Here is a 16,910-nt window from a genome sequence, read left to right on the forward strand (position 1 = left end):
CGCCGGCCCTCAAGGGGTGAGGGGTCGTCCGGTCCTGGATTCGCGAGGGGAGAACCAGGCCGCGGCCTGCGGGGTCAAAATCAGCACGGCGGCGGCAACCGCCGGGCCCGCCTGGAACCCCACATCGAAGCAGAAGTCCGCGAACTGTTTTGGCAAGGTTTGGTAGTCGCTCGAACGACCCCACTGCGCGATCTCCCCGGTCAGCGCACGGCTCATCGCCGCAGCAGCTCCTGCGGCGATGAGCGGGCGAGCCAGGCGGTGGTGGGTGACCACAGCGAGCGCACCCCCGCCGAGCAGAGCCAGCTGCAGGACGCCCAGAATCGATTCCGTCAGAGCGACCGGGTACGAATCGGAATGGGAGTCAATGGCTCCGGCCAGACTCGGAACCGCGAAGAGCACACCCAGAGCGGCGGCCACGCCCGCCAGGATCGAGGGTGCGACCGGATCCAAGTGCGGTGCGGGACCGGTGGGGATCGGGCGCGGAAGAGGCCGCCACGTCGCACCGACAGGGACGAACCATTGACGCAGCGCCGGTCTGGTGACCAGCACGACGGCCGCGAACGGCAGGATGGAACCCATCACCGCGGCGATGACCCGGCTTTCCACCGCTGGGTCGATCATCTGGTTGAAGTGCAACCACTCGAACAGCTCTTCGCAGACGTTCGCCGCGACCGCGAAAACCGCCGCAACCGGCACCAGCACCCGCACCCCGCTGCGATGTCTGCACAGCGCGACCATGGCCGCGCACAGCAGCGCGATCACCATGAGCGACAACGCAATCGCGACCTTCGCCCCGATTGATTCCCAGTCGATGCCCCGCGACGCGATATGGGTCCCCTTCACGAGTTCGTCGTACCCGTCAACCAGACTCTGCACGGCGTTGAGCGTTCCCAGCGCCGACAAAGCACCCAGAAAACGCGCGATCCGTTCCGGATCCTGCCGTGGCGGTAGCCAGGTCGGCGGCACCTGCGATGGCAACGGCTGGTTCATCTGGATCCCCCTCGACAATGTTCTCCCCCGAACGATGTCGACCCTAGGGGAACCGCGCGGTATCGCACGAGCCGATAACGGGGCGGCACCGGACCGGTCCGGAAACTCGATTGCCCGGCGCGGCGGGCGGCTCTACCGTCTGGCCGATGCGGACGGTCATCATCGGCGACATTCACGGGTGCTTCGACGAACTGGTCGAGTTGGTCGAGAAGGCCGGGGTGGGGGCGGACGACCTACTCGTCAGTGTCGGGGACCTGATCGACCGGGGGCCGCGGCCTCGGGAAGTCGTGGAGTTCTTCCGGGGGCGGCCGAACTCGGTTGTGGTGATGGGGAATCACGAGCGCAAGCACGTGCGGGGGATCTTCTCGTACGCGCAGGAGATCACGCGGTTGCAGGCCGGGGCGGCGTACGGGGAGATGGTCGAGTGGATGGCGGGGCTGCCGTACTACTTCGAGAACGAGCACGTGCGCGTCGTGCACGCGGCGATGGTGCCGGGCGTGGCGCCGGCGGAGCAGCGGGCGGAGATTCTGTGTGGATCCACGCGGGGTGAGCGGGAACTTCGTGAGCTGTTCCCGGAGGGTTACTGGCACGAGCACTACACCGATGACATACCCGTCGTGTTCGGGCATCACGTCACCGGCGACGAGCCGCTGGTCCGCGACGGGCGCGTCGTCGGGCTGGACACCGGGGCTTGCCACGGCGGATACCTGACGGCGATCAGTTTGCCGGACTTCACTTTTCACTCTGTGCGGGCGCGCGCCGATCACTGGGCGCAAGCGAAACGTGACTGGCAGCTTCCGGTCCTGAGGACCAAACCGTGGCACGACTATTCGTGGCGGGAGCTCGACGAGGCGGTCACCCGGCTGTCCAGGACACCGGACCCGGCCGCGATCGCGTGGCTCGGTGCCGTGGAACGGTGGGCGGACGAGCTGCGGTCGATGTTCCCGGCGCTGGTCGACGCCGCGTACTCCACCGCCGCCGGACTCGACACCACCGCCTTGCGCGGTCATCCCGCCGCGCTGTTCCTGTTCCAGACCCGCTCCGGGAGACTCGATGTCGCGAGTCTGGACAAGCAGTGCACCACCCCGCGCAGGACGATGGACCTCGCGGCGGCGCTGGGTCTCGCAGTCCCGGAGCTGCCGCGCTAGCGGGTTGACTCGTCGAGTCGCGATCGTCGCCGACGGCGATCCTGCGATCGCCCACGTCCGGTCCTCAGGTTCGCGGAACACCCGCGCGAGTCACTCCGACCAGCGAAACGTCGGCGGCCTGCAGTAGATTCGGTCCCGATCTCGATCAGGGGGTGGGCATGAGTCGGAGTATCGGCATCGATCTGGGTGCGGCGAAGGCGCTGGTGGGCGTAGTGGAGGGCGGGCGGGCGACGGTTCTTCCGCCGTCCGGCGGTGCTGCGGCGCTGCTGCGAGCGGGCCGGGCCGCCGAGGCCGATGTGATCTCGGCCTTGCGGCGCGACGCGGAACAGCATCTCGGGCAACCGGTTACCGAGGTCGTGGTGTCCAGCCGGGCGGCCGGCACCGACGCCGGACGGCGGCGACTCGAACTGGCGGCCGAGTCGGCGGGGTTCACGTCCGCGCGGGTGGTTTCCCCGACGGCCACCGCCGCACTACAGACGGGCATCACCGGGCCGCCGCACGAACGGACCGTGCGGATCCTCGATCTCGGGCGCGAGGGCTGCGAGGTCGCGGTGGTCGAGATCGGGGGCGGAGTCGTCGAGATGCGTTCCGTCCGGACGGATCCGGAACTGGGCGGGCGCACGTGGGATCGGCGGATCGCCGACCGGCTGGCGCAGGGGGCCCGACACCGACACGGGATCGATCCGAGCGCAGATGAAGGCATGACGGCGCGTCTGCTCGAGGCCGCGGAAGCCGCCCGGATCACGCTGTCGAGTGCGCAGCACGCCGACATCACGGTGCCCTATCTCGCCACCGACGCTGCGGGGCAGCTCATCACGCTGACCGACACGCTCACCCGGTCCGAGTACGAACGGTACACAGCCGATCTGGTGGAGCGCTGCCGCGCCTTGCTCCGAGCGGCGACACACGGGTTGGTGTTCGACGACCTCCCCGTACACGAGACCGTGCTGGTAGGCGGTGGTTCTCGAATGCCGGGCATCGAAGCCATGATTCGCGAGGAAACCGGGTGTGAACCCAATCGCCGGATACTCGCCGAACACGCCGCGGTGGAGGGCGCGGCGGTTCTGGCCGCTGTGCTACGGGGCGAAATCCGTGACTTGCTGCTGCTCGATACCGTGCGCCACAGCATAGGAATCGAGGTGGCCGGCGGCGCCCTGGTAACCCTGGTCGAACGCGATACCACGATCCCGACCAAACGAACCACGACGTTCACAACCGTGGTGCGAGACCAGAAGTCGGCCCTGATCCGGGTGTTCGAGGGTGAGCAACCGGTCGCGGTGGCCAACAACCTGCTCGGTGAGCTGCGTTTCACTGACGTGCCGCCCGGATCGCCCGGAGAAGTGTCGATCGAGGTCACCTGCGATATCCATATGGGGTCCGTCCACGTGAGCGTGCGAGCCCCGGGATCGGACCGGGAACAGACCCTGCGCACGAGCGGGCTCACTCCCCCGACCGAGAATCGTCTGCCCGGCTCGATCGAATCGGTCGTCGAGTACCCGACCGTCAACGCCGACAAGTACGCCGGAGCCGAAACGCCACAGGCTCCCGCCCCGCAGCCGGCGCCGCAGCGGATGACCTTCGCGCGCGGCTTCGCCAGAACCACGTCGATCGTCGGCGCCATCCTCTTCGCGCTCGGCGCCCTCGCTCTACTCTTCAACATGTCCCCCGAAGCACCGGAGTGCGACGGCAACACGATGCGGCCGGGCGACGTCTGCGAGTGGCACAGCACCCGCACCGGAGCGAAGTGGGACACCTCCTACGAGGACGAACGCGAGAAAGAAGAGGCCGGCACCCGAGAATGGTGGGGCGCGGGCCGAAGTCTCACCATCACCGGGCTGGTGCTGCTGACGATGGGCGGCGTGGCGTTCGCCTCGATCGCGGCCACCCGCGGTGACCGAGACCCGGACGCGGGCCGCACTGGGCTGGGCGCATGAACCACCCGGATCCGGACGCTCGGCCGACCTACGCCGAAGCTCTCGAACGGGCCCGCGGCATGGTGCAGGACCCCGGCACACTCGTCCACTATCCCCATCCGGGCCTGGAAAACGCCACGCACGGAACCGGATTCGCGTTTCTACACACCATCAGCAGCGACAGAGGCGAGTTGGACGGCTACGTCCTGATCGCCACCACCACCCGGGCCAGCGGCCTGCTGTCGGGCGCGAATCGCACCATCGAATCGGTCATCGATGAGCACCTGCGCCGCGCCACACACATGAACCGACACATCCCCGACAACGAGCTCGGCCCCGCCCAACGGGCGGCCATCGCCGCGTACGACGGTGGATTCGACCGCGTCGACCAGCCCCCCGCCCACGAGCCCCTGGATCCCGCCACCGCCGATTACGCCGCGTACGTGCTGATCGCCCTGCGCCGCGGCGGCGGTTCCGACCTGACCGCCCGAAATATCCTCGCCCGCAACGACTCTCTCCTGAATTCCCCGGAGCCCGGCCGCCGATACACGCACCCCTGCCCCCACTGCACGGCCCCCACGCCCTACTCCGAGCGCTATCCCCGAGCCCTCTGCGACCACTGCTATCAGCGGATCACCGACAGCACGGGCCGCCGAATAACCGGCTACAACACCAGTCTCAGCGGCGGCATGGTCGCCTACTACTCCGACACCCTCCACGGTGAGAAGGATGCCGACTACGAGGAGTGCGTCGAGACGACCCGGACCGGCCGGTGCTACATAGACGGTCGGCCCGCGACGATGCGCGAGGCCCGCTTCGGCGGGATAGTCGTCCAACTCGTGCAGGCGGACTGACAACGGACACCCACGTCATCACCGTTCCGATGGGCGGCCCGCCGTTCCGAACACGCTGCCGTACCGGCCACACCGCCCCATTTCGTGCGACGTCTACCGATCGAATGCACGATCCGAACCCTCGCTCCGTGGCCTAGCATTCTGATGTGTTCATTCCCGGCATCGGCGCGTTCGTATCCGTCCCCGCCCCGGACGGCCAGGCCATGTGGTCGCCACCCGGCCCGGTGACCAGCACCCTGTTCCGGGCACCGATCGAGGTGAACGTCCTGCTCTCGCCCGGGGAGGTCGCGAACGCCGCCCTGATCACCGAGGTACTCGCCCACATCGACGAATACCTCTCGGCCGCACTACGATTCCTGCACCGCGCGCTCCTGTCGGACCCCTCCGCCTTCGGCCTGAGCGAGCCGGAGACGACCCGCTACCACCGCTTCGACCCGCCCACGTTCCCCGTCGACCACCCCCAACTGAACTTCTACGCCGGCGACGAGTGGCTCCTGCGCTTCGCCGAGGGCACGTTCCCGATCTGCGACCCCTACGGCGTCGGCGTCACCTTCGACGGCACCGAACCCGTCCGGGTCGAGGACCTCAGCGACTGCGAATAGGCGATTCGGCTACTTCCGCCCGGCGTTGCAACGTCAGAACGACGACGGGGCCGCTACGCGGTGGACCGGGCAATACTCGACGTGGAGGTAGCGGGGGAGAGTACTTACGTCCAGCTCGGCGCAGCAGTGGGCGTCGGGGGTGGCGTGCATGTGGCGGGGGCACTCGTCTATCAGGTCGTGGAGGCGGCGGCCCTCCAGGTCGAAGGCTTTGCGGCTGCCGGTCAGGAACAGGGTGCCGGCGGCGACACTGTGGCGCAGAACGTCTTTGAAGCCGCGGTGGTGGGCTGCCTCGTAGTCGGCGTCGGAGGGAACGGGGAGGCCCGTGGACGTGATCATGTGGGGGCGGCCGGGGCCCAGGGCGGCGCGGACCTGTTTCCAGCGCGAGACGGGGAAACGCAGGCTGTGGTGGAGCAGCACCAGATCCAGGAGGGGCTCGTCGCCGGTGCCGTAGGGGCTGCAGCTTCTGTCGTTGTGGCGCAACGGAAGATGGACGATCGTGTGCGGGGAGCGGGCGGCCAGCGACCACGCGGCGCCGAGTTGCAGGGCGGAGGTCTTGTCCACGGTCATCTGCACGCCGAGGTATCCCTCGTGCAGCGGCGCGTGCTCGATCGGCCGCGCGGGCCGCACCACCCGGTACTCGTCCCGGCCCAGCCGCACCGTGCTGATCAGCGCCCGCCAGCGCAGCCCCTCCAGTCGCACACACCCTCCTCGCATTTCCCGGGCACGGTATGCCGACAGCACCCGCCGGACAAGCGAATTCCGGGAACCGACGAGCGGGGAATGAGTGGACCGCTGTCCGGTAACGAGACGAGCCGGGAGCCATACCCGGCGCGGCGAATATCGGAGCCGGGCGTCACGCAGCCCTGATCGTGTCGAGCGCGTGGCTAGGATGTGTTCGAGCCGTTGGCATCTCCGTCGCGCAACGGCGCGGTACTCGGCGGGGGGATGTAGTGCGGTTTCGGCGATGTGCGATCGGTGTGGCGCTGGGGCTGGTGTTGACCGGCTGTTCGGTCCTGGAGGTCGAGGAAGCGTCGACCGCCGACGCGTCGTCTCGATGGGGCGGGCGTGGCACCGATCCCGAGGCGGACCGCCGGGCCGCGCAGCAGATTGTTCTTCGGCTCGCCGACCTGCCCGCCGGATCGTCCGGTAAGGGAGCCGCGACCTCGGAGATCAAAGTCGGCAGCGCAACCTCGGGCGAAGCCTCGGTGGCACGATGCCTCGATGTTCCGGAGGCGACGGTCAACCTGCCGGGCGCGTGGGCGGAGTCCCCGGCCCTGACCGCACCGGAACTGGGCGGGGTGGACTCGCGAATCGTGATCGCGGCGACGGTATCCGAAGCCGACGCCGCCACCGCCATCTTCCATTCCCCGCGCATGCCGGAGTGCATGGACTCGGTGGTGAAGGCGAGGGCGGTGGGCCAGACGGATGTCACACACTCCGTCGAACCCCTCGAATTCGTGAAACTCGGCGACGACTCCGTCGCCCTCCGAGCCGCGATGTCGAAGACCTTCGGCACCCGGACGAGTTCCATGTACCTGGATTTCGTGCGCGTGCGCGTCGGCCGCGTGCAGATCTCGATGGAGTTCAGCCGCGAGGAGCAGCCGTTTCCGACCGCGGAAGCCGAACGGCTCACCCGCATCGTGATCGATCGCCTGTCCCGCCAATAGATTTGGCGTCCCGCCTACTTCTCCACGGCGTACCGCAGCTGCGCGAACCCGTGACCGAGATCCTCGGTCGACTCCAACCGCAGCGAAACATCCTCGGGCAGTTCGCCGAACAGCGAGAAACCACCGCCGATCAGCACCGGCGCGATGCTGATGATCAGGCGATCCACGCGCCCGGCGCGCAGGAGGCTCTGAATCAGCCGGCCGCCGTCGGGATAGACATGCTTGATCCCGCGTGCGTCGAGATCCGCTACGGCAGCATCCAACTCGCGGTACACGGTCACCCGCGGGTCCGCGTCCGCCGGCAGGGTCGTGCTCACTACGCCCACGTGCCGATCCCCGAAATGCCAGTTCTCCGAACCGAACCCGAGCATCGTCTCGTAGGTCCTGCGCCCCATGAGCACCGCGTCGACCGACTCGAAGAACTCCGTGTAGCCCAGGTCCCCGGCCCGCTCACCCCGCGAGGTCAGCCACTCGATGTCGTCGTCGCGACGAGCGATGAACCCGTCGAGGCTGGTCCCGATGAACACCGTCGCACCGAAAGTCATACGTTCCTCCTGAACAAATGGTCGAGATCGTCGCGAAGGAGATCGGCCGGGTCCCCGTCCCCCGTCAGCGCCCACCGCAACAGCGATCCGTCCGTCGTGATCTTGACGGCCCGGGCGAGACTCGCGACGTCGGCATCGGCCGAAAGTTCGCCCTGCGCAACGGCTTCGGCGAGCAGCTCTCGCAGCGCCGCGTCGACCGCCCGCGTGTGCGCGATCGCGTGGACGCGAAACTCCGGATCGGACAGATCGAGCTGCAGCATCCCCAGATGATTGGCCAGCACGTCGGGACCGGCCATCATCCGAGCCCCCTGCTCGGCCACCGCGTACACGACGCCCAACGCCGACTCCCCCGCTTCCCGGGCCCGCAGATACGGCGTAGCCGCCTCCGCCGCGGCGTCCGCCGCGAATGCCAGCAGCAGTCCCCGCTTGGACCCGAACCGCTGCACCAACGTCGCCGGTGAGACTCCCGCCTCGGCCCCGACGTGCGCCAAGGTCAACTTCCCCGGCCCGTACGCGCCGATGGCCCGCCCGGCAGCAGCCAGGATCTCACCGTCACTGACAGATCGTGGTCGAGGCATCCGCCCTCCTTCGGCACCGACCCTACCACGTTCATAAATGATCGTTCATTTATGAATATAACCGCAGTTCAACACCATTAATCCAACACTCGTCGTCGACCAGACTGCTCGATACCCCGGAGCTAGGACACCCCTGCCAGGGCGGCCGTCACCGTCTCCTCGAGCGCGCTTTGCGCCCGGGCCGCACTGCCGGGATGCAGGTAGTAGCTCACCTCGAACAGGTCGGCGCCGCGGCGCACCACGGCCGAGCCGTAGGCCGTGCCGCCACCGTCGGCGGTCGCCACGGCGCACGCCTCGTCTCCGAAAGCGTCTGTCGGGGCGAACTTTCCGGCCATGGGACTCGCGGCGCACAGCTGGGCGAGGTAGTGGGACGCGCGTTCGTCGCCGGTATCCCAGTTCACCTGGCCGTGGCGGAGCAGGCGGACGTGCAGGGAGCCGTACATCTCCGAACCGCTGGCGGCGCGGTCGGCGGTCACGTAGTCGCACGCCGCACCCGAGCCGGACGAATAGTTGGCATCCGCGAGCGGAACACCATCGGGCACAAGCCTTTCGAACAGGGACGTACCCACCGCCGCGCACAGATCGGGTGGGGCCGCGGCCGCCGGATGGGCGCGTTCGACCGCGTCGACCACCTTGACGTAGATCCCCAGGAGCGCGCAGGCCGCCACCACCACGCCGCCCACCACCAGCCCGCGCCGCAGCAGAGTGTTCCCGGCCGAAGCCATGCCAGCCCCCTATCGCCCGCCACCAACCGCGAGTCGTCTACTCCCGGTGGGGAAGCGGCCGCACCGAACGCCCCCGCGTGAGCGTACTCGAGCGACGGCGAACGACCCGGCAACCCGCGCCCGGACACGAACCGGGGCCGCACAGCAAACGCTGCGCGGCCCCGGTTCTCAGCTGTCGGATACTAGAAATAGTGGCTGCGACCACCCACGCGACGGCCCGTCGAACCCAGCAGGACCAGGACCGCGCCGACCACGACCAGCACGATGCCGATCGTCGTCAGAATCGGGATGCCGAGCAGAATGCCGGCCAGGAGCAGGATCAATCCCAGAATGACCATAACCACTTCCTTCGTCTCCGCACCCTGTCGATCCGGGTGCCTGACCACGCAATAGCCGAGACGAGGAACATCAAACGGATTAAACCGCAAATATTTTGGAGATCGAGATCACTCCCGGTCACCCCCGGTGGCGATCCAATAGCAAACCCAGCGGTCCGCGTCGAACCGCCAACCCGCCGCCGCGAGAAGACGTCTCGGGTCGCGAGCACCGACAGGGCACCCGCGACCCGACGCCCGCCCTAGTTCTTCGGAACGACGATCCCGCTCAAATCCGCGTTGCGAATCGGAGTGTCGGGATTCGCCTGCGCCCGGCACATGAGATCGATCGCGGTGATCGCCGCGTTCACCATGCCGGTATCGGGCGTCCCCGTGGTGAGCTGGGTGTCGTTCTCCAGGTACTTGCGCACGGTCACCTCGCGCTTGTCGTTGTCCTGGGTCCGGAACTCGCTACACGGGGTGTCACCGCCCTTGTTGACGGCTTCCTCGGCCTTGTCGCACCCGGTGGCCAGCAGCGCGGTCAGCGCGAGCGCCGCCAGCGACGCACCGGTGAATGCACGGGGGGTTCGGTATCGCACAACATCCTCCACTGTGAGTTTTCGTGACTCTCGGGGATTGCACGCTCCGTCCGACACTAACCGCCGGGGCGTAGTTTGGTGGAAGCACTCTCGGGAAGTCGCAGTTCGAAACCGAATCGACGAGGTATGACGCGGCCAGGAGGCATGTGGTGCGGTGTGTGGTGCTCGGTGCGACCGGATACATCGGCGGCCGGCTGGTCCCCGAACTCCTGGACCGGGGCCATTCGGTCCGGGTCCTGGCCCGCAATCCCGGCAAACTCGCCGAAGCCCCGTGGCGTGACCGCGTGGAGGTCGTCACCGGCGATGTCACCGACGCCGAATCGGTCACCCGGGCCCTGACCGACGCCGATGTCGTCTACTACCTGGTGCACTCGCTGGTCCGCCGGGATTTCGTCGACATCGACCGGCAGGCCGCGACCACCGTCGCCGAGGCCGCCGCCGCGACGGGCGTGACCCGCATCGTCTACCTCGGCGGCATCAAACCCGACGCCGAACATCTGTCCCCGCACCTGGCCTCGCGCGTGGAGGTCGGGCAGATCCTGCTCGCCTCGGGCGTGCCCACGGTCGAGTTCCGGGCCGCGGTCATCATCGGATCCGGTTCCGCCAGTTTCGAAATGCTGCGCTACCTGTCCGAACGCCTGCCCGCCATGATCACCCCGCGCTGGGTCCGCAATCGCATCCAGCCCATCGCCATTCGCGACGTGCTGTACTACCTCACCCACGCCGCCGACCTGCCCGCCGAGGTGAACCGCTCGTTCGACATCGGCGGCCCCGACGTCCTGACCTACCTCGACATGCTGCACCGCTACGCCGAGATCGCCGACCTGCCGCACCGGCGCATCGTCCCGGTGCCGATCCTGACCCCCTGGCTCTCGGCCCAGTGGGTCAACCTGGTCACCCCGGTGCCGCGCGCCATCGCGGTGCCGCTGGTGGAGTCGCTGATCCACGAGGTCGTCTGCCACGAGCACGACATCGCCGACCACATCCCCGACCCGCCCGAGGGCCTCACCGGTTTCGACCGCGCGGTGGGGCTCGCCCTGACCCGGATCCGCAGTTTCGACGTCACCACGCGCTGGTCCGACGCCGAGTACCCGGAAGCACCGTCCGATCCGCTGCCCACCGACCCCGAATGGTCCGGCGGCTCGGTTTATCTGGACTACCGCGAACGCCACACCGACGCCGCACCCGACGCGGTCTGGAAGGTCATCGAATCCATCGGCGGCGAACACGGCTGGTACTCGTTCCCACTGGCCTGGTCGGTGCGCGGCTGGATCGACAAGCTCGCGGGCGGGGTCGGGCTGCGCCGCGGTCGTCGCGACCCGCATCGCCTGCGCACCGGGGAGGCCCTGGACTGGTGGCGCGTGGAATACATCGAACGCCCCCGGCTGCTGCGCCTGCGCGCGGAGATGCGCGTACCCGGCGGCGCGTGGCTGGAACTGTCCGCCGATCCCGATCCGGACGGCGGCACGATGTACCGGCAGCGCGCCATCTTCGAGCCGCACGGACTGTCCGGGCACGCGTACTGGAAGGCCGTGGCGCCGTTCCACGGCGTGGTCTTCGGCGGGATGGTCCGCAACATCATCGGTGCGGCCGAGGCGAATCCCGTTCGCGCCGAAGAGAACTCCTAGGCCCGCAGGCGGACATGACCGACCCGCCGCCCATCGACCGAGATGGGCGGCGCCCGCACACTCACAGCGAGTCGAACAACCCCGGATGCTGTTCCCGGGCACGAACTTCGATGGACCCGAACACCAGATCCGCGGGCGGCACCAGACCCAGGTGCTCCCACGCGGCGGCGGTGGCGACCCGGCCGCGCGGCGTGCGCGCCACCAGGCCCGCCCGGACCAGGAACGGCTCGCAGACCTCCTCGACCGTCGCGGCTTCCTCGCCGACGGCGACCGCGAGGGTCGACACACCCACCGGCCCGCCGTTGAAGCTGCGGATCAGCGCCGAGAGCACCGACCGGTCGAGGCGATCCAGCCCGAGCACATCCACGTCGTAGACCGCCAGCGCCGCGTGCGCGATGTCCTTGGTGACCAGGCCGTCGGCCTTCACCTCGGCGTAGTCGCGCACCCGGCGCAGCAGGCGGTTCGCGATGCGGGGCGTACCCCGGGACCGGCCGGCGATCTCGGCGGCGGCATCGGATTCCAGTCGCACACCGAGGATTCGAGCCGACCGCTCGAGAATGAGCTTCAGCTCCGCGGGCTCGTAGAAATCCATGTGCCCGGTGAAACCGAACCGGTCGCGCAGCGGCCCGGTCAGCGCACCCGAACGGGTGGTCGCCCCGACGAGGGTGAACGGTGCGATGTCCAGGGGAATCGAGGTCGCCCCCGGCCCCTTGCCGACCACCACGTCGACGCGGAAATCCTCCATCGCCAGGTACAGCATTTCCTCGGCGGGCCGAGCCATGCGATGGATCTCGTCGATGAACAGCACATCGCCCTCGACGAGATTGCTGAGCATGGCCGCCAGATCACCGGCGCGTTCGAGCGCCGGACCGGAGGTCAGCCGCAGCGCGGTGCCCAGCTCCCCCGCGATGATCATCGCCATACTCGTCTTGCCCAGCCCGGGCGGCCCCGACAGCAGCACGTGATCCGGTGTGCCGCCGCGCAATTTGGCGCCGCGCAGCACCAGCGCCAGCTGTTCGCGCACCCGGGGCTGGCCGATGAAATCGTCGAGCGACTTCGGGCGCAGACTGGCCTCTATCTCCCCGTCGGAGGCCAGATAGCCGGCACTGACCGCCGATTCGGCGGCCCCGACGGCGAATTCGGGTGGGTAGGACTTGAACTCGTCGGGTTCGTAGGCGTCCGGTTCGTCGATCATGAGCCGCTACCGATTCTTGCCGAGCAGCCCCAGCGCCGCGCGCAACGTCTGCGAGATGGTCAGATCCGGGTCGGTCACCAGAATCGCGTCCACGGCCGGCTCGGCCTGCTTGGCCGGGAAACCCAGGCCGACCAGCGCCTCCACCACCTGTTCGCGCACCGGGGTGACGGGCGCCGCCGCCGCGGATCCGGGCGGACCCGACTGCACGGGAACCAGATCCACCTTGTCGCGCAGCTCGACCACCATGCGCTCCGCGCCGCGCTTGCCGATGCCCGGCACCCGGGTCAGCGCCGCCACGTTGGATTCGGCCAGCGCCTTGCGCAGCGCCTCGGGCTCGAGCACCGCGAGCACCGCCATCGCGATCTTCGGGCCGACGCCGGACACGCTCAGCAGCAGTCCGAACAGTTCGCGCGACTCGGTGTCGGAGAAACCGAACAGCGTCATGGAATCCTCGCGCACGATCATCGTCGTGTAGAGCCGCGAGTCCTCGCCGCGAGTGAGCGTGGATAGCGTGGCGGGAGTGGCGTTGAGCCGATACCCGACCCCCGCGGCCTCCAGGACCACATGGTCGAGCCCGATCTCGAGCACCTCACCGCGTACCGACGCGATCACCCGGATACCGCCTTTCGTTGCTGGGCAAGCCTTTCCTCGTACATGCGCCGCTGCGCCGCCGCCGCGGCCTCCGCCTTGGCCATGCGCTCGATCAGCGGTGCGCGCCAGCAGTGGCAGATGGCCAGTGCGAGCGCGTCGGCGGCGTCGGCGGGTTTCGGCGCGACCGCCAGCCCGAGGATACGGGTCACCATCGCGGTCACTTGCGCCTTGTCCGCGGTACCGCTGCCGGTGACCGCGGCCTTGACCTCGCTCGGGGTGTGGAAGTGCACCGGAATGCCCCGGCGCGCGGCCGCCAGCGCGACCACCCCCGCGGCCTGCGCGGTGGCCATGGCGGTGCGCACGTTGTGCTGGGAGAACACCCGCTCGATCGCCACGGCCTGCGGCTCGTACCTGTCCATCCACTGCTCGGCGGCATCGGCGACGCCCATCAGGCGTTCGGCGAGGTTCATATCGGCCGGTGTGCGCACCACGTCGACGTGAATGGCCTTCACCGTGCGGCCCACCCCGCCCTCGACCATGCTGAGCCCGCACCGGGTGAGCCCGGGGTCGACGCCCATCACCCGCACGTGATCCCCTTCCACCGCAGACGAACAATTGTTCGAGAGTCTAGCGCAGCCGCGCGGCCCGATCGCTCATCGACACGAGCGCGCGCTCGGCGCCCGGAAGTGGCTCCGCGCCGGGCGGATCCGGCGTCCGGCACGTCCACGCCTCAGGGACAGACCGGCGTCAAACCCAGCAGCCCCGGATCCTTCGCTCGCCCCGCCCATTCCGCCGCCGGGTCGGCCACCAACCGGCGCGAGCGCAGGTCCAGCATCCCGCTCACGAAGGAGACCGTCGCCGAGAGTTCCCCGTCCGCGCGGATCAACTCGTGCTCCACCCGATAGGTCTTGCCCCCGCCCCACACCCACGCGCAGGTCACGTCCACCGCGTCACCGGCGCGCAGCTCGCGGTGGTATTTGATGACCGTCTCCAGATTCACCGGCCCGAACCCGTCGGCCAGCATTCGCTCCACCGAAACACCCGCCGCCCGTACGCATTCGAACCTCGAATGGTCGGCGAACTGCTGGTACGCGGCTCCTGTCACGTGCAACTGCAGGTCCAGATCGGACACCCTGACCTCGACCCGGATTCGGAACGGCTCATACGCGATCGTCACGCGGACACCATGCCAGAGGGCACCGACACATTTCCGGTGCGACGGGCTGATCTGCGAGAACGGTTCGGCATGCGCCACCGCGAAGAGGGGAACCGGCGCGAATCCGGATTCGGTTCCGCCGGAGTCGATCCCGCCGTTTGTGCCCGAATCGACCGGGTAGCACCGGGACAGCCGGCGAGCGGATGTTCGTGACGTTCCGTGCGGGGATCTACGCCGGATCGAGGAAAGGCGAATGGATATGGCGACATTCGGTACCGGAACCACCCCCACCCGCAAGACACCGCTGCAGATCGCGGCCGGCGTGGTGGGCGCGGTGTTCCTGCTCATCGGCGTGCTGGGTTTCGTACCCGGCGTGGTCACCAACTACGACGCGCTCGAAGGCGCCGGGCACGAATCGCATGCCCTGCTACTGGATACCTTCCAGGTGTCCGTGCTGCACAACATCGTTCATCTGATCTTCGGTGTGGCCGGGCTGGTGGCTATGCGCGCGGCGCGGGATTCGCGGTTGTTCCTGCTCGGCGGCGGCGTCATCTACCTGGTGCTGTGGCTCTACGGCCTGGTCGTCGACCAGGCGAAGGAAGCCAATTTCGTGCCGGTGAACACCGCCGACAACTGGCTGCACCTCGTGCTCGGCGTGGGGATGCTCGTGCTCGGACTGGTGCTGCCGCGCATGAGCGGCATCACGCCCCGCACCCGCACCGTGATGCGCTGACAACGCGGCGCGCGTAAGCGATCCGAAACGACAACGACGGCCGCCCCCGATTCGGGGAGCGGCCGTCGTGCGACTGCGAGCAGCGCCTACTCGGCGTCCAGCTCCGCCATGACCTCGTCGGAGATGTCCACGTTGGTGTAGACGTTCTGCACGTCGTCGCTGTCCTCGAGGGCGTCGACGAGCTTGAACACCTTGCGGGCGGTATCGGCGTCGACCGCGACCGACATCGACGGCTGGAAGCCGGAATCGGCGGAGTCGTAGTCGTAACCGGCCTCCTGCAACGCCTTTCGCACCGCGATCAGGTCGGTCGGCTCGGAGATGACCTCGAACGAGTCGCCCAGGTCGTTGACCTCTTCGGCGCCCGCGTCCAGCACGGCCATCAGGACGTCGTCCTCGGACAGGCCGTTCTTCTCCAGATTGACGATGCCCTTGCGGTGGAACAGGTACGACACCGAACCCGGGTCGGCCATGCTGCCGCCGTTGCGGGTCATGGCCACGCGCACCTCACCGGCCGCGCGGTTGCGGTTGTCGGTGAGGCATTCGATCAGCACCGCAACACCATTGGGGCCATAGCCCTCGTACATGATGGTCTGCCAGTCGGCGCCGCCCGCCTCTTCACCGCCGCCGCGCTTGCGCGCGCGCTCGATGTTGTCGTTGGGGACCGACGACTTCTTCGCCTTCTGAATGGCGTCGTACAGCGTGGGGTTGCCGTCCGGGTCACTTCCACCGGTGCGGGCCGCCACCTCGATGTTCTTGATCAACTTGGCGAAGAGCTTGCCGCGCTTCGCGTCGATCCCGGCCTTCTTGTGCTTGGTGGTGGCCCATTTGGAGTGGCCGCTCATTCCCTACTTCCTCGGTTCAGGGGGCTCGGTACTTCCAACATGTACTACCTACCCGGAAGTACCGCCGAAGAGCCCACGGACGGACAGCGCCCCAGTCTACTGCGCGCCCCCATCATGGCCGCGCGCACATGATCGGGGTCGAGCGGGTCACACTCCGGCGCGCGGGCGCACCAGGGTGTCGACGAAAAGCCGGTGCACGCGCAGGTCGCCGGTCACCTCGGGATGGAAGGAGGTGGCCATGACATTGCCCTGGCGCACCGCGACGATCGTCCCCGCCGCCGGGCCCGAGGGCACCCGGGCCAGCACCTCGACCCCGTCGCCCGCGCGCTCGACCCAGGGCGCGCGAATGAACACCGCGCGCACCGGACCGTCGTCCAGGCCCGCGAACTCCAGATCGGTCTCGAACGAATCGACCTGGCGGCCGAAGGCGTTGCGGCGCACGGTCATGTCGATGCCGTGCAGCGGCTTCATGTCCGGGCGGGTGTCGAGCACCTCGGAGGCCAGCAGGATCATGCCCGCGCACGAGCCGTAGGCGGGAAGTCCCTCGCGCAGGCGCTGCTTCAGCGGCTCCAGCAGTTCGAAGACCTCGAGCAGCTTGCTGATCGCCGTGGATTCGCCGCCCGGGATCACGAGCCCGTCGACCGCGGCCAGTTCCGCCTCGCGGCGCACCGGCACCGGCCGCGCGCCACACGCCTCGAGCGCGTGCATGTGCTCGCGCACATCGCCTTGCAGAGCCAGCACACCAATCGTCGCAGTCACGCCCCCGAGCATACGTTCGCGGGGTGGTGTGGCCCTGCTCACCCGGGGTGTAGAGGTTCCGTCAGGACGGG

Annotated in this window: 20 protein-coding genes; 7 read left to right on the top strand and 13 right to left on the bottom strand. The window is 68.5% G+C overall.

The annotated features are described in order from the left end of the window. Positions 1–9 precede the first annotated feature (9 nt). Positions 10–990 carry a hypothetical protein gene (locus tag ACWDOP_RS11000; RefSeq protein WP_456344891.1) on the bottom strand — a complete coding sequence of 327 codons (981 nt, stop codon included), beginning with the start codon at positions 988–990 and terminating at the stop codon, positions 10–12. A 146-nt stretch (positions 991–1,136) separates the two neighbouring features. On the opposite strand from ACWDOP_RS11000, the gene ACWDOP_RS11005 reads away from it, so the two are divergent. The 4 genes from ACWDOP_RS11005 to ACWDOP_RS11020 all read left to right on the top strand — a co-directional run bounded on the left by ACWDOP_RS11005 (position 1,137) and on the right by ACWDOP_RS11020 (position 5,507). Continuing rightward, positions 1,137–2,138, top strand: coding sequence for a metallophosphoesterase (locus ACWDOP_RS11005; RefSeq protein WP_456344892.1), 1,002 nt, complete (start codon positions 1,137–1,139; stop codon positions 2,136–2,138). Between the two features lie 158 nt (positions 2,139–2,296). Beyond that, complete coding sequence (locus ACWDOP_RS11010; protein WP_456344893.1) at positions 2,297–4,072, top strand: Hsp70 family protein; 1,776 nt, start codon at positions 2,297–2,299, stop codon at positions 4,070–4,072. Continuing rightward, complete coding sequence (locus ACWDOP_RS11015; RefSeq protein WP_456344894.1) at positions 4,069–4,905, top strand: hypothetical protein; 837 nt, start codon at positions 4,069–4,071, stop codon at positions 4,903–4,905. Before ACWDOP_RS11010 ends, ACWDOP_RS11015 begins: the two co-directional genes overlap by 4 nt. A 146-nt stretch (positions 4,906–5,051) precedes the next feature. Beyond that, positions 5,052–5,507 (top strand): hypothetical protein, encoded by a 456-nt coding sequence (locus ACWDOP_RS11020; RefSeq protein ID WP_456344895.1) that lies wholly within the window; start codon positions 5,052–5,054, stop codon positions 5,505–5,507. A 33-nt stretch (positions 5,508–5,540) separates the two neighbouring features. Here the strand turns inward: ACWDOP_RS11020 and ACWDOP_RS11025 are convergent, their stop codons facing one another. Beyond that, positions 5,541–6,206, bottom strand: coding sequence for a hypothetical protein (locus ACWDOP_RS11025; RefSeq protein WP_456344896.1), 666 nt, complete (start codon positions 6,204–6,206; stop codon positions 5,541–5,543). Between the two features lie 278 nt (positions 6,207–6,484). Here ACWDOP_RS11025 and ACWDOP_RS11030 point away from each other — a divergent pair, with 278 nt between their 5' ends. Continuing rightward, the gene (locus ACWDOP_RS11030) at positions 6,485–7,174 is read left to right on the top strand and encodes a hypothetical protein (protein ID WP_456344897.1); all 690 of its coding nucleotides are present in this window, start codon (positions 6,485–6,487) and stop codon (positions 7,172–7,174) included. Positions 7,175–7,188: 14 nt separating this feature from the next. On the opposite strand, the gene ACWDOP_RS11035 is transcribed toward ACWDOP_RS11030, so the two are convergent. From ACWDOP_RS11035 to ACWDOP_RS11055, 5 genes are all read right to left on the bottom strand, one after another. Next, positions 7,189–7,719, bottom strand: a complete 531-nt coding sequence (locus ACWDOP_RS11035; RefSeq protein WP_456344898.1) for a dihydrofolate reductase family protein — start codon at positions 7,717–7,719, stop codon at positions 7,189–7,191. Next, complete coding sequence (locus tag ACWDOP_RS11040; RefSeq protein WP_456344899.1) at positions 7,716–8,297, bottom strand: TetR/AcrR family transcriptional regulator; 582 nt, start codon at positions 8,295–8,297, stop codon at positions 7,716–7,718. Before ACWDOP_RS11040 ends, ACWDOP_RS11035 begins: the two co-directional genes overlap by 4 nt. 122 nt (positions 8,298–8,419) lie before the next feature. After that, positions 8,420–9,022, bottom strand: coding sequence for a hypothetical protein (locus ACWDOP_RS11045; RefSeq protein WP_456344900.1), 603 nt, complete (start codon positions 9,020–9,022; stop codon positions 8,420–8,422). Positions 9,023–9,204: 182 nt separating this feature from the next. Continuing rightward, positions 9,205–9,360: a hypothetical protein gene (locus tag ACWDOP_RS11050; RefSeq protein ID WP_354988817.1), complete on the bottom strand. Its 156-nt coding sequence runs from the start codon at positions 9,358–9,360 to the stop codon at positions 9,205–9,207. A gap of 239 nt (positions 9,361–9,599) precedes the next feature. Further along, positions 9,600–9,935: a hypothetical protein gene (locus ACWDOP_RS11055; RefSeq protein WP_454207299.1), complete on the bottom strand. Its 336-nt coding sequence runs from the start codon at positions 9,933–9,935 to the stop codon at positions 9,600–9,602. 149 nt (positions 9,936–10,084) lie between these two features. Here ACWDOP_RS11055 and ACWDOP_RS11060 point away from each other — a divergent pair, with 149 nt between their 5' ends. After that, entirely contained in the window at positions 10,085–11,563 is a 1,479-nt protein-coding gene (locus tag ACWDOP_RS11060; RefSeq protein ID WP_456344901.1) for an SDR family oxidoreductase, read from the top strand. A gap of 61 nt (positions 11,564–11,624) precedes the next feature. Here the strand turns inward: ACWDOP_RS11060 and ruvB are convergent, their stop codons facing one another. The 4 genes from ruvB to ACWDOP_RS11080 form a co-directional block, all read right to left on the bottom strand. Next, positions 11,625–12,758 (bottom strand): Holliday junction branch migration DNA helicase RuvB, encoded by a 1,134-nt coding sequence (gene ruvB / locus ACWDOP_RS11065; RefSeq protein ID WP_456344902.1) that lies wholly within the window; start codon positions 12,756–12,758, stop codon positions 11,625–11,627. A gap of 6 nt (positions 12,759–12,764) precedes the next feature. Beyond that, a complete protein-coding gene (ruvA, locus tag ACWDOP_RS11070; RefSeq protein ID WP_454207296.1) occupies positions 12,765–13,370 on the bottom strand; it encodes a Holliday junction branch migration protein RuvA in 606 nt (201 codons plus the stop codon). Then, the gene (ruvC, locus tag ACWDOP_RS11075) at positions 13,367–13,936 is read right to left on the bottom strand and encodes a crossover junction endodeoxyribonuclease RuvC (RefSeq protein ID WP_454207294.1); all 570 of its coding nucleotides are present in this window, start codon (positions 13,934–13,936) and stop codon (positions 13,367–13,369) included. The genes ruvA and ruvC overlap by 4 nt, the downstream gene beginning before the upstream one ends. Before the next feature lie 143 nt (positions 13,937–14,079). Beyond that, a complete protein-coding gene (locus ACWDOP_RS11080; protein WP_456344903.1) occupies positions 14,080–14,526 on the bottom strand; it encodes an acyl-CoA thioesterase in 447 nt (148 codons plus the stop codon). A 238-nt stretch (positions 14,527–14,764) separates the two neighbouring features. Between ACWDOP_RS11080 and ACWDOP_RS11085 the strand changes: the two genes are divergently transcribed. Beyond that, positions 14,765–15,238, top strand: coding sequence for a DUF4383 domain-containing protein (locus ACWDOP_RS11085; protein WP_456345005.1), 474 nt, complete (start codon positions 14,765–14,767; stop codon positions 15,236–15,238). An 86-nt stretch (positions 15,239–15,324) separates the two neighbouring features. Here the strand turns inward: ACWDOP_RS11085 and ACWDOP_RS11090 are convergent, their stop codons facing one another. Together ACWDOP_RS11090 and pdxT are read right to left on the bottom strand one after the other, a co-directional pair. Beyond that, complete coding sequence (locus ACWDOP_RS11090) at positions 15,325–16,080, bottom strand: YebC/PmpR family DNA-binding transcriptional regulator (protein ID WP_454207290.1); 756 nt, start codon at positions 16,078–16,080, stop codon at positions 15,325–15,327. 147 nt (positions 16,081–16,227) lie between these two features. Further along, entirely contained in the window at positions 16,228–16,851 is a 624-nt protein-coding gene (pdxT, locus tag ACWDOP_RS11095) for a pyridoxal 5'-phosphate synthase glutaminase subunit PdxT (protein ID WP_456344904.1), read from the bottom strand. Positions 16,852–16,910 lie beyond the last annotated feature (59 nt).

The organism is Nocardia sp. NPDC003693 (assembly GCF_053981095.1).